The 13,036-nt window shown below is 36.1% G+C and carries 11 protein-coding genes and 1 pseudogene; 6 read left to right on the forward strand and 6 right to left on the reverse strand.

Features of this window, described 5'->3' with window-relative positions:
• Positions 1-700: 700 nt before the first annotated feature.
• Complete coding sequence (locus PVV66_RS02600; protein ID WP_273717893.1) at positions 701-1,921, reverse strand: MFS transporter; 1,221 nt, start codon at positions 1,919-1,921, stop codon at positions 701-703.
• A 587-nt stretch (positions 1,922-2,508) separates the two neighbouring features.
• Between PVV66_RS02600 and PVV66_RS02605 the strand changes: the two genes are divergently transcribed.
• Positions 2,509-3,348 carry a DUF1460 domain-containing protein gene (locus tag PVV66_RS02605; protein ID WP_273717895.1) on the forward strand — a complete coding sequence of 280 codons (840 nt, stop codon included), beginning with the start codon at positions 2,509-2,511 and terminating at the stop codon, positions 3,346-3,348.
• Between the two features lie 828 nt (positions 3,349-4,176).
• Here PVV66_RS02605 and PVV66_RS02610 read toward each other — a convergent pair.
• On the reverse strand, positions 4,177-5,085 hold the full coding sequence (locus PVV66_RS02610) for a cation diffusion facilitator family transporter (RefSeq protein ID WP_273717897.1): 909 nt from the start codon (positions 5,083-5,085) through the stop codon (positions 4,177-4,179).
• A 780-nt stretch (positions 5,086-5,865) separates the two neighbouring features.
• Here PVV66_RS02610 and PVV66_RS02615 point away from each other — a divergent pair.
• Positions 5,866-6,681, forward strand: a complete 816-nt coding sequence (locus PVV66_RS02615; RefSeq protein WP_273717899.1) for an RNA methyltransferase — start codon at positions 5,866-5,868, stop codon at positions 6,679-6,681.
• A 271-nt stretch (positions 6,682-6,952) separates the two neighbouring features.
• Here PVV66_RS02615 and mnmA read toward each other — a convergent pair whose 3' ends face one another.
• Together mnmA and PVV66_RS02625 are read right to left on the reverse strand one after the other, a co-directional pair.
• The gene (gene mnmA / locus PVV66_RS02620; RefSeq protein ID WP_273717902.1) at positions 6,953-8,176 is read right to left on the reverse strand and encodes a tRNA 2-thiouridine(34) synthase MnmA; all 1,224 of its coding nucleotides are present in this window, start codon (positions 8,174-8,176) and stop codon (positions 6,953-6,955) included.
• A gap of 107 nt (positions 8,177-8,283) precedes the next feature.
• Positions 8,284-8,544 carry a hypothetical protein gene (locus PVV66_RS02625; protein ID WP_273717904.1) on the reverse strand — a complete coding sequence of 87 codons (261 nt, stop codon included), beginning with the start codon at positions 8,542-8,544 and terminating at the stop codon, positions 8,284-8,286.
• A gap of 45 nt (positions 8,545-8,589) precedes the next feature.
• Between PVV66_RS02625 and PVV66_RS02630 the strand changes: the two genes are divergently transcribed.
• On the forward strand, positions 8,590-8,865 hold the full coding sequence (locus PVV66_RS02630; protein ID WP_273717905.1) for a DUF1153 domain-containing protein: 276 nt from the start codon (positions 8,590-8,592) through the stop codon (positions 8,863-8,865).
• Positions 8,866-9,020: 155 nt separating this feature from the next.
• Here the strand turns inward: PVV66_RS02630 and PVV66_RS02635 are convergent, their stop codons facing one another.
• Positions 9,021-9,407 carry a flagellar export protein FliJ gene (locus PVV66_RS02635; RefSeq protein ID WP_273717907.1) on the reverse strand — a complete coding sequence of 129 codons (387 nt, stop codon included), beginning with the start codon at positions 9,405-9,407 and terminating at the stop codon, positions 9,021-9,023.
• Positions 9,408-9,972: 565 nt separating this feature from the next.
• Here PVV66_RS02635 and ctrA point away from each other — a divergent pair.
• Positions 9,973-10,674 carry a response regulator transcription factor CtrA gene (gene ctrA, locus PVV66_RS02640; protein ID WP_254492950.1) on the forward strand — a complete coding sequence of 234 codons (702 nt, stop codon included), beginning with the start codon at positions 9,973-9,975 and terminating at the stop codon, positions 10,672-10,674.
• Between the two features lie 224 nt (positions 10,675-10,898).
• On the opposite strand, the gene chpT is transcribed toward ctrA, so the two are convergent.
• Complete coding sequence (gene chpT, locus PVV66_RS02645) at positions 10,899-11,537, reverse strand: histidine phosphotransferase ChpT (RefSeq protein WP_273717912.1); 639 nt, start codon at positions 11,535-11,537, stop codon at positions 10,899-10,901.
• A gap of 216 nt (positions 11,538-11,753) precedes the next feature.
• On the opposite strand from chpT, the gene PVV66_RS02650 reads away from it, so the two are divergent.
• On the forward strand, positions 11,754-12,350 hold the full coding sequence (locus PVV66_RS02650; RefSeq protein ID WP_273717914.1) for a DUF1134 domain-containing protein: 597 nt from the start codon (positions 11,754-11,756) through the stop codon (positions 12,348-12,350).
• 27 nt (positions 12,351-12,377) lie between these two features.
• Positions 12,378-13,020: pseudogene (locus tag PVV66_RS02655) on the forward strand (hypothetical protein).
• Positions 13,021-13,036 lie beyond the last annotated feature (16 nt).

Raw genomic sequence — 13,036 nt, forward strand, 5'->3', positions numbered from 1 at the left:
AACTGGCAAAGTGAATGAGGACGCTGCATCTTTTTATAAATAAAGAGAACAGTATACTGTGGATCTTATGCCATTTACAAAAACTGTTACCTTCTATTCTTCATCGACACTATCACGAAATTGGTGCAAACTCATTGAAAACGATCCTCTCAAAACAAGTGCTCGATTCACAAGATAGTTCTGAGCATTCTACTATGCATCAGAAGCATCATTCCTATTAAAGGACAAAACAAATAAAAAGTGTGAGGCAAAGCAATAAATCTGTACTATTTAAAAAATATTAGTGTCAATAATAGTTTTGAAAACAGTAAAACCGAATGAAAAAGGAAACACTAAAAACGGCTTTTCAATTTTATATTCTTTCCAAATGAGATTTTCTTTCGATTCCAGAAATGATACAAATAAATATACGCAATATTTTACTTCCAATTTGGGTATAAAAAATCTGAAATTATTCGCACAACATTGATGCATCTAACACCGATGCATTTTTTCAACATACTGTTTCATAAGCACTGGCTAGTGATAAGCAAAAAACACGAGCTTTACGATGCATAACCATATTACAAAACACAAAAATTATTCCCAATGAATGAAAAGGATATATCTATATTTTATACAATACTTTGCAAAACAAATATCACAAAAAAATCAGTTTCCTTCTCGAACAAAATATTCTTAACTTACTCCCTTCAACAAATTAACGTACCCGCAAGGTAAAAATGACCGTTGCAACGACAAGAAGCAAAAAGCCTCCAACAAAAGGAGCACCAGAAAAATAAAACAGTGCATTCTTATCTGTAAAACATTCAAAGAGAAAAACATAAAAAATAGAACCAAATATCAAACTCAATGAAACAACAGATGTCATGGCTCCTTGTAGTTCTCCTTGTACATTTGTCGGCACCTGTGCTGAAGCAATAGCGCGGATAGGTGCATGAACAAGATATTCAAGCATTGTACACCCACAAACCATATAAACCATCCACCCCTTTGTTGCGAATGTATAACCCAGCATAGCAACAGCTGCAAACAAAAGCCCTACTATAGTAATACGCCAATCGCTCCATCGCCTAGAAAAATAAGGCAAAATAAGTGCAACGACAATAAATTGTCCTATACCAAAAACACTATAAGATAGCCCAATGGAAAACGAACTCCAATCATAGCGTTCTTTTGCAATGAATGCCCAAATACTTAGCCATATCGATTCCGCAAACCAATAAAGAAAAAAGACCAATAACACCCAAAGAACCATCGGATATTGCTTCAGTTGCCAAAAAGCGCCTAAGGGATTTGCCCGTTTAATATCAAAAAAGCGCCTATTCCATAAAGAAAGAGTTTCTGGAAGCATAACCCACGCAAAAATAAAATTAATGAGTGAAAAACCAGCGGCAAAATAAAATGGAATACGCGGACCAAACTGACCTAAAAAACCACCAATAAACGACCCTAAAATAAACCCTAATGCAGATGCAACGCCTAATAGACCAAAATTGCGTGTACGGCTTTTTTCATCTGATATATCAGCAAGATAAGCTGTACAAGTTGCAAAACTAGCACCACTTATCCCTGACAAAAGGCGCCCGATAAATAACATAGAATAGCTCCATGCTATAGCACATATCAGATTATCAAGAGCAAAGCAGATAATAGAGACAAGCAAAATAGGACGACGACCATAACGATCAGAAAGATTGCCAATAACAGGAGCAAACAAAAACTGCATCACTGAATAAGCAGCAAGTAATTTTCCTCTTTCGACAAAAGATGTACTGACATCTTTTCCAGTTAATTGAGAAAAATATTCAGGCAAAACAGGACAAATGATCGCAATGCCAAGAATATCTAACAATAAAGTGATGAACACTAAAACGAGCCCACGCTGAACAAACTTCGGATTGAGCATCTCATCTTGCATGATATACACACTATTTTACACTCAGTTACTCATTTTACATACACCGTTACGCCCCCGCTTTCTTTTATCTCCCTTTCTTTTTTAAGTACTCTATATCGTATAATTTTCACATATAAAATAATAACAAAGTAAAAATTTAAGTAAGAGTCAAGATAAAAATATAAAATTATTTTTTATATTAAACAAACAAATATTCATGATTATAAATCATGCATAAGATCTCAGGGAATACAGAACATTCTAAAAATTTTATAGATATTATGATTGATTTTATCAGACATCATTTCCCCTTCTCGTACCACTACTTTTAAAAATCTCAATTCTATTGAATACATAAGATATCCCATAATAATGAAAACCTTACAAAAAGATAAGTTCTTAAAATTGTTCTCATCTTCAAACTATACGATAAAGTTAAAGAAGCATCATCAGAATAGCTTAACACTGTAAAAACTTGATCATATTTATTGAAGCCATCAATGATTATATGCTATTATGAAATCCAATAATGATCTAATAAGCATGAGAAAATGCCACTTTTAGTGAGAGTTGACCATAAACTGTTAAATTCAAAAATGGTGTATAAAATGCGAAAAATATCCCTATTAATTCTCACTTTAATGTTCGTGACAGGCTGTGATGTTCAAAATTCTGATTCACAAGAAGGTGTTTTAGAAAATAAAATAGAAACACCACAAACAACCAACGTAGAGCTAGATCCCTACACTTTAAATAAATTAAATACTCTTCTCAAAAAACGTTCAGAAACAAATGATCACGAAAATGGAGCCTCGATTGACTTTCTTTCTGAAGCTTTTTTAGGGACACCTTACAAAGCAAATATGTTACAGGGCTCAGAAAAGACACCAGAAAAACTCATCATTGATTTTAGAGGCTTAGATTGCTTCACTTATCTGGATTATGTTGAAGCATTGCGCAAATCAACATCTCCAAAAGAATTCATAAATAACGTCATAAAAACACGTTACATTAAGGGTAATGTTCATTTTTTAAATCGAAAACATTTTTTTACAGACTGGGCGTATAGAGAATATAAACTCGCCACTGATATTACCGCTGAAATAAGTCCTCATGCGGTGAGCATAGAAAAATATCTCAATAAGAAAGCTGATGATGAAAACTATCTCCCTGGACTTCCAGTTGTGAAACGTACAATAACATATATTCCAAGTAACTTTATTAATGAAGAGGTTATAAGCCGTTTAAAATCAGGGGATTTCATTGGCATTTATACAAAACTTGCTGGATTGGATGTAACGCATGTGGGGTTCTTTATCATGACAGATAAAGGACCAATGTTACGAAATGCTTCTTCACGAAAAGAAAATGAAAAAGTCGTCGATTCACCTTTTATGGATTATGTTGCAAAAACACCAGGAATCATTGTTTTAAGAGCCCTTCAATAACATTGAATAACATCATAGCGATATGAAAGAACTTTTTTATTCTTAATAGATATACTGAAGTTATTCAGATAAACATCTAACTTCGTCCAAGCTATACGGATAAAATCATATTTGTTTATCGTTTTAAGAGCAAAACAACGTTTTCTTGATCTAACTTTGTATAACAATATGACAAAATCATTTTTGGAGAAGTGACGGATTTATAATTACCTTTGCTGACTGAAAGCAGAAGGCAAGCAAAACTCTGTTGTCGTATCACGCTTTCTTTTCATATTTTCGAGCCAAGAATTATCTATAGATTACTGCTACTCTAATCTTTATAAATATAAAAGACATACATTTTTTTGTAAGAATAAGTAAAGCCAGATATATTATAATTGTTGTCTCATAAAGTAATTTATAAAAATTATGACTTTTATATAAAATTTATAATTAAGCTTCATTAAACTTATTAGAAAGCTTCATTCCCTTGCCCTTAAAAACAAGAGATCTATTCTCGAGGTCCCCGTAAACAATCCGTCCTCTTAAAAAAAAATTCAGCAGCTAACCATTTCATGAGATTCGCTTAAGCGCCATCCTGCTCAATATTGACCGCGCACTCTAAAAACAGTTAATAGATCAAATTTTATAGGCCTTATCTCACACACCTTAAATGACAGTGTACGGCAACAGAATAAATCTTACCTAAAAATACTCAGTTTAACCTTCTACTTTATTGATGCAAAAATAAAATCAACGAAAGAGCAAGATTGTCTTTTCAAGAGATATTAACTACCTCACCGTAAAAAATTAATGTTTGTAACATGATAGCTAATTTGAAAAAAATTTTTATATAAAAGGTATCATCGTTGTACCGGGAGGCAATTTGGCCTCATCTTCAGGCTCGACATGAATAGAAATACGCACATTATCAAATTCTTTTTGAAGAACACTTTCAATTTTATCACAAATTTTATGAGCTTCTCCGACCTGCATGACAGCTGGCACAACCAAATGAAACTCTATAAAAGTAACCCTACCGGCAACACGCGTCCGTAAATCATGAATCTCAAGTGCACCATCAGCATTTGCAGAAATAAGCTCCCGAATCCGCATAGTTTCATTCAATTCAACGCCAACATCCATTAAGCCTTGAACAGCATTCCTAATTACCTTCCAGCCTTGTAAGAGAATATTAACAGCAACGATTATCGCTAAAATAGGATCTAAAACGCCCCATCCCCCTACAAAACCAGCAATCAGACCAATTAAAATTGCAAGCGAAGTAAAAACATCTGTTATGAAATGCACGCCATCAGCTTTAAGAGCCGGTGAGCGATGACGTTTTCCCTGCCAAATAAGAACCATTCCCCACATGCAATTTATAACAGTTGCAACAAGATGAATAACAAGCCATATTCCAGGTTTCTGCAATAATCTAACAGTAGAAAGCGCTATCCATGCTTCTCTTAAAATAACAATTGCCGCAATAATAATGAGGATCCCTTCAAGAATCGCGGAAAAATATTCCGCTTTATGATGTCCAAAAGGATGATCATGATCCGCAGGCTTCATACTCACTTTAACAGCCCACCATGCCGCCAATGACGCAAGGATATTAACAATTGATTCCAATGCATCAGAATAAAGCGCAACCGACCCTGTAATGTGATATGCCCAATATTTCAAAGCAAAAACAATACACGCAATAAAAATAGAGTATAAAGTTAAGCTTTGTATATTGATTTTCACATTCATGAACTCCATCCTTTTCCTCACAAAACAAGGAATAATATTTTTAGCCCTATAATGATATTTTTGGCATATCAGCAATATTTTCTCAATATTACAGAAGCTTCATCATACACTAAACGTCTCAATTCACTATTGTTATCGCAAAAACTGCTCAAGTTACACGAACATCAGCAATAAAGGATGAAGAAAACAAGTCATAAACAAACAGCTTTCCCGAGAGAAATATACACATCAAAAAACAAATACATCCCCTCTATTAAACGTTTTCTGAATAACGTAAAGCCGTCTCACGTCTTATGAACGAAAAACTTGGCCTTGGCTCAAATATATCATGATCATGCATTATTTTTCATATCTTATGATGTGCATTATAAGCCATCTATAAACATCTTTTCACCTTAGAAAAAATGACTGAGCGCTCTCCTGTAACCTCACAGCTTAAGGACATTTTAAAATATGATTGCTAAAAAACTTAGAAAAAGAGTTATGCCCCCAAAAAGAATCTGGGCATTGGGGACCCAGATTCTTTTCCCTTATAATTTAAGGGCATACAGAGCTTGGGAAATAGCGGGGACCCAAGACACTGCACCCGATACGAAAACAATATTATTATCCCGCATCAGTATTTCTACAATACACTTATTAATATATGTTGTCAACACAAATTCTACTATAAGTTTTAAAAAATAATATTTTTTTATCTCTCTTTTTAAAAATAAAACTTAAAACTAAAGCAAATTCTAACATCTGGAAATTGAAAGAAAAAAGCATTAAAAATCTCGCATGCATTTGAATATCACAACAATCGACGAAACGAATGACCCACGTCTGAGAGACTATCATAATATCCGTGAAAAAGATCTCGTTGGACGACAACAGCAATTTATTGCTGAAGGTAAAATAACATTGTCCGCATTATTGCATTCAAAAGAGTTCTCTGCTCTCTCGCTACTTATTGTCGCAAAACGCCTCCCTGGACTTCTACCACTTTTAGAAAAAACACAGCCTCGATGTCCCATTTATTGCGTTCCACAAAAAGTCATGGATGATATCACCGGTTTCCATGTTCATCGCGGTGTTCTGGGTATCGGTAAACGCAAAACGCTCCCATCATTACAAAGTTTTTTAAAAAATCTTCCAGAAAAAGCTTTGATTCTGGTTTTATGTGGTATCTCGAATCATGATAATATGGGATCAATTTTTCGTAATGCAGCAGCCTTTGCAAGTCACGGCATTATTGTTGACAAAACCTCATGCGATCCACTTTATCGCAAATCAATCAGGGTTTCTGCCGGCGCTGCTCTAAAAGTGCCCTATACACAAAACGCTGATATAGATGACTTTATAGCTGCTTTACACAATGAAAATTTTCATCTTTATGCACTCTCTCCTTCTGCCTCGCACACGCTCAAGCAAGCAAACAAAAACAAAAGAATGGCACTTATTTTTGGAACAGAAGGAGATGGCTTACCACCCCATATACTACAACAATCAAAAGCCTTACGAATTCCCATGACTGACGGCTTTGACAGCCTCAATGTTGCCACAGCCTCAGGGATCGCTCTCGCCCATTTTACCGACTTTGACCACACAAGATGATAATACTTTAAGTTGTAACAAATATCCGATGATGTATGTTCTTCACCAGCCCCCAAGGTTGCTATCGCTTAGCATTTGAGAGCATTCATCAAAGAGATTTTTACATTTTTCTTTTATGGTTTTCCCCACCATAATCCCACGTGTAATGTGTAAGAAACATGGTTTTAATGGATTCGATCATAAAACAAATCCGCAATGAGAAAATCTTACGGAAATCTCTCATTCAAGTTGGAGAATAAAAGTTACCATTATAAATTAATTCACGATCTTTTTATGAAACTGTTGTTTTAAGTTGAGAGGAAACAGAATCTTTTGTTTCAAGATTGCATAAAACACGCTTCAACATCATTTCAATGTCAGCGGCACGTTCTGAATGCGTTACAAATCCTCCCCCAAGAATACGCGCCTCATGACCATTCCCATCATAAAGAACGCAAGCTTGCCCTGGTGCCACACCATTTTCACATTCCAACAGATCAACAGAAAAAACACCTTCTTTATAATGCAAGCGCGCAAGGTGGGGAGGACGCGTTGAACGCACCTTTACAGCCACCTCAATACCTTCTGAAGGAAAATTATCTAACAGCTCATCACCAAGCCAATTCACATCACGTAAAAAAAGCTTATGCGTTTCCAACATTTCACGCGGACCAACAATAACACGTGCATTTTCCACATCGAGATAAACCACATAAAGCGCTTCACCCGTTGACACCCCAATACCACGACGTTGACCAACAGTATAATTAACAATTCCCGAATGTTTGCCTAAAATCTTTCCATCGATATGGACAATAAAGCCAGGATTAGCGGCTTCTGGACGCAGTTTTGCAATAACATCTGAATATTTTCCTTGTGGAACAAAACAAATATCCTGACTATCATGCTTATTGGCAACCACAAAGCCCATTTCTGCAGCTATTTCACGAACGCGCGCTTTTGGAAGATCGCCAAGCGGAAAACGCAAATAATCAATCTGTTCTTGTGTCGTTGCAAAAAGAAAATAACTCTGATCACGATCGTTATCGAGAGGACGAAAGAGTGCTCGATGTGCCCCATGAGAACGCGAACGAATATAATGTCCCGTTGCCAAAGCATCTGCCCCTAATTCACGTGCTGTTGCTAATAAATCAGCAAACTTAACCGTCTGATTACACGCAATACATGGCACTGGCGTCTCTCCATGAGCATAGCTTTCTGCAAAAGGATCAATAACAGCTTCGCGAAAGCGCTTTTCATAATCAAGAACGTAATGCGGTATTCCCAACGTTTCTGCAACACGGCGCGCATCTTCAATATCTTGTCCCGCACAACACGCCCCTACCCGATGCGTTGCAGCCCCATGATCATAAAGCTGTAATGTAATGCCAATGACATTATACCCTTCCTTTTTCAAAAGGCCTGCAACAACAGATGAATCAACCCCCCCTGACATTGCAACAACAATGCGAGAGTCCTTAGGTTGTCCTGGTAAATCAAGACTATTCAAAAACATGTATTCATTCTCTATTTAGTGCTCTATTAATGGATACTCATATGTTAACATTCTGATGCGCGCTTCTTCACCACTTTTATGCTATTGATTGTCTTTATATTGTTTTTTTATCCTTTCCACAACCATAGCATCATTTTCTTAAAAGCAGCTGTAAATAAAAAAGAGTGATAGAAATAAGGCATAATGGAAATCACTTGGAGAAAATCATTTAGGAAAACTTTTTTCTCTTCTTTGAAATCTGGCAAAATAAAATCAGGAAAAATGTTACAAGAGGCGCTTCTACACAGTTCACTTGAGCCTCTTTTTACACGCTCAATCACTTTATTAATTTTTTCTTTCAGCGCGTTTAGTTCTTTTTTAAATTTCATGCTCTATAAACGAATCAAGTCCTTGACTAAAGGTAGAGGATACGAATGACCAATTTGATAAAAACACAAATGAAATATGTTATTGGGCCAGATGGAAGTCCACTTACAATTACCGACCTACCGCCACAAACAACACGGCGCTGGGTGATTCGTCGCAAAGCTGAAGTTGTTGCGGCTGTCAGAGGTGGATTGTTAAGCCTTGACGAAGCGTGTCAACGTTATACTTTGACTGTGGAAGAATTTCTTTCATGGCAAAGTTTGATCGATGAACACGGCTTAGCGGGATTACGAACGACCAAGATCCAACACTACAGGCATTAAGTTGCCATTGATCATGATTCGATAACATAAAGCGCTTTATAGAAATAAAAACAGCTAAACTTTTATCGAGTTTAGCTGTTTTTATATTATTTTCAAAATGATAAAACTGAAAAAATCGATCTTTCAATAATTGTTTTGATCACCCAGTTATTGAATTAGCCAACCATTGAATTAGATTGAATCAAAATATCTTCATCATCCGCGGCAGTCTTCTTTTCTCGTGCTTCCAAAAGCTGTGCGTGTTGTAGCTCTGTATTAGCTTCATGAAGAGCAATTTCAGCATTTGTTTTTTGAAGCTGTAAATCACGAATGGAATTGAGCAGATTATCGCGTCTTTGCCGAGCTGCACGCGCAAAAGCAGAATAAGCAAAATGGTGAACATCATTGTTTCCAGATTTACGTTCTTCGTGACAAATCTGTGACTCCAGTTCTAACACCATTCGTTCAAATTCTGCAATCATCATCTCAAGCTGTGCAATTTCACGGCGCTTTCCACGCACTTGAAACATCCTCAATCGCACCATATTGTCCCGTGGTTTCATACTCACTACTCCTTGATTGTGCCAACTCAAAACGCGCATCCATACTCAATTCATATTGTTTTAGTTATATGCCTATCCGAAAAAAACAGTCCATTAAGGAGACTATAACTTCGTCCTTCCTTAAAGCATCTGCAAACACAACCTTCTTTAAGAGCCATAACTATTTCTTTACTTTTCCCTCCCACTATAAAATAAAGAGGTTTAAAGCTCCGTAAATAAACACTGAAATTGTAAAAAAGTAATTTATAAGGCTTTTTTACAAGATTTTTTTTAGGTTAAAGTTTATAGAAAAGACCCTTCATTTTTTATTATGTTAAAAAGTCCGCGATTTTTTTAAAATAATTTTATAGCCTCTTTCAAAAATAAAAATATTTTGTTAACCACTATCATGGATAGTGGGGAATTTAGTAGTGATTGTTACGCGTACTACTGAAATATTCATAAACGCTTTATTGCTAAGTGTTTGATTTCATGAATTGTTTTTATAAGCAGTGGTTTTTATTAACTGTTTATAAAAGAGAAATGCTCCTTGTGATTCGTAAAGGAGCGAAGTGAGGGATCTAAAATGCGCGTATTATTAATTGAAGATGATAGAGCGGTTACTCAAAGCATTGAGTTGATGCTAAAGTCAGCCAATTTTAATGTTTATATCACTGATCTTGGTGAAGAAGGTATCGATTTAGGAAAACTCTATGATTACGATATCATTTTGCTTGATCTGAATTTACCTGATATGTCAGGGTACGATGTCTTGCGGACTCTAAGGTTGGCAAAAATAAAAACGCCTGTCCTTATCCTTTCCGGGATGAATGCCATTGAGGACAAGGTCCGTGGTTTTGGCTCTGGGGCAGACGACTATATGACAAAACCTTTTCATAAGGATGAACTTATTGCGCGTATTCATGCAGTTGTTCGTCGTTCTAAAGGACATGCACAATCAGTTATTGTTACCGGTGATCTCACCGTTAACCTTGACGCAAAAACCGTCGAAGTTGCAGGACGCCCTGTTCACTTAACCGGTAAAGAGTACCAAATGCTAGAGCTTCTCTCTTTGCGCAAAGGTACAACACTGACCAAGGAAATGTTTCTCAATCATCTCTATGGTGGAATGGATGAACCAGAACTGAAAATTATCGATGTTTTTATCTGTAAATTACGGAAAAAATTGGAAGCAGTCTCTTCCAATGTAAATTACATTGATACCGTTTGGGGACGTGGTTATGTGTTGCGTGATCCAGTTGAAGAAAACGTACGAAAAACCGCTTAAGCAGTGAAAATACACATTGTAAAATCTCGGAATGTAGCGGGCCGAGATTTTTCCCAAGATTTTTCTCTGTCACAAATAAAAAAACTCGCACACAAAAAATCTCATATAGAAAGCGCTTAAAGCTTAAGAAGTAACCACACCCTATTCACAAATATACTCCTATCGCTCGTAAATTTAATCGAAGTTTCTTTTTCCCCAACACGGCTTAAGCGCTTCTCTCTCATTCAAAGCTTTTTCACACTTTCTAAAACAATACAATGATCTCTTTCATCAATATTTATTTTCATCTCTGTCATCTGAGCAAGTAACATTGTGTAATAAAATTGGATGACATGTGCATCAATAAGCTCTTCTTTAACTTCTCTATGATATAATGCCAAAAAATGAGGAGGAATACGGAGAGTTTGACCCAAAATCTCAAATCGAAAAGAACGTTTATTTCCCTCTTGCACAATCATAACAACAATTTCACCACCACGAGAAACTGTTGCATTGGCAATCAATAACAAATTAAGCAAAAGTTTAACTTCATCTTTTTGTAACAACAAAGAAGGAGCCTGCCATTTTAAAGTTGCTTTTTCTTGCTGCATATATTGTTGAGCAACCTGCTCTGCAGCACGTGTATCTATTTGTCCGCCACTTGCACCAGCAAAACCAAAAGCCAATCGCGCAAATTGTAGACGTGCAGAAGCACTCGCAACGGATAAACGCACCAATTGCAAAGCCTCTTCTTCAGCGCCCCCGTCGTCATAAAGCTCCATTGCATTTTGAATAGCCCCCACAGGTGAAATCAAATCATGGCAAATACGACTACAAAGCAAAGCAGCAAGATCCATAGGCTTCAAAGAAATAGCGAACGTCATAACGGTTGAAAACTCCTAAATTCAAGAAAACAAACTTTATTTTAAAGGAAAACTCTTAACATCTAATGCATAAGAGAAAACATTAACAATCATGCTAAAAAAAAATCAGAAATAAATTCAAGAATTTAAATAACCTTACACCTTATTTTTTATTTGAATAGAATGAAAATTCTAATATTATCTTTTTGTTTGTCACTAATAAAAGGAGAAAACTCTATGGCTCTCTCTCTGCTAAAATACTGGTACAAAAATATTATATCTTTAATTTTCCTTTTATTCGTCACCATAAACACTACACATGCTCAACTAAAACCAATAGAGCAAAACGAGCCCCATTATTCACTTCAAGAAATTATTGATTCTGGTCATATTTTTTTTGGAAAAACAGCTAGTGGTCTGGCGATCGCAATTCAAAATATTTTTTCAAAATACGGTTATCCCAATGCCTATATTTTAGGAGAAGAAGCTTCTGGTGCCTTTTTTGCTGGATTAACCTATGGCGAAGGAAAAGTTTTTAGTAAAAGTTATGGTCAGCATAAAGTTTTTTGGCAAGGTCCCTCAGTAGGATGGGATTTTGGTGGCCAAGGTTCCCGTCTCATGATCTTGGTTTACAATCTTAAGAGCATAAATAATTTATGGAGACGCTATGGCGGTGTTTCAGGTTCGGCCTATTTAATTGCAGGGGTTGGTTTTCATGTGCTTAAATACCATGATACCTTGTTAATCCCAATACGGACAGGAATCGGTGCACGCCTTGGTATTAACATAGGGTATTTAAAATTAACACCGAGACCGACATGGAATCCGTTTTAAACGGTTTCTTATTTGAAAAGAGGTATTATGCTTATCCAATCGTTTCTTTTTTTTATTCTTGGCGTCGCCTCCACTTCTTGGTTACTGGTGCTTTTATCCCCTCTTATTTGGCGTAAAGCTGTTCATTTTGCGCATAAAAATGTTTGTGCACAAATTCCATTATCGCTCACGGAAATACAAGCAAACCACGATTTTGTCCGCGCACAACATGCTGTAGAATTAGCAAAAAACCAACAAAAGTACGAATCTTTGCAAAAAAAATATGCCCAACAGAAAATACACCTGAGCCAATTAAAAGAACAACTTTATCAGCTATACCTTTCTGCACAAAACGCTTTTCCCAAAGAAACGATCGCAATCAAACAAAATATCGTCACAACAAACACCTCCAAAGGAAAGCAAAACGATGCATGAAAAAATCGCACACTATCAGAAACGTTTACAAAAAATCCAAACGCATGGGCTTGATACAACTGCTAACCACCAACTGCTGGAAAAACTCCGTGAAGAAACAAAAGAACTTGCAGCAACATTAGCCGCTCAAATAGCCCTACAAGAAGGGAATAAATCACCCATCAACACATTGATTCAAAAATCCAAAAGCAAAAACGACCTAGCATCACGTATTCGCAAAAAAATAATTTTTCTCTCCAAAAGTCCCGTTAAATAAGTTACCTTTGAAAACA

It is taken from the genome of Bartonella sp. AU16XJBT (assembly GCF_028618665.1).
GTDB lineage: Bacteria > Pseudomonadota > Alphaproteobacteria > Rhizobiales > Rhizobiaceae > Bartonella.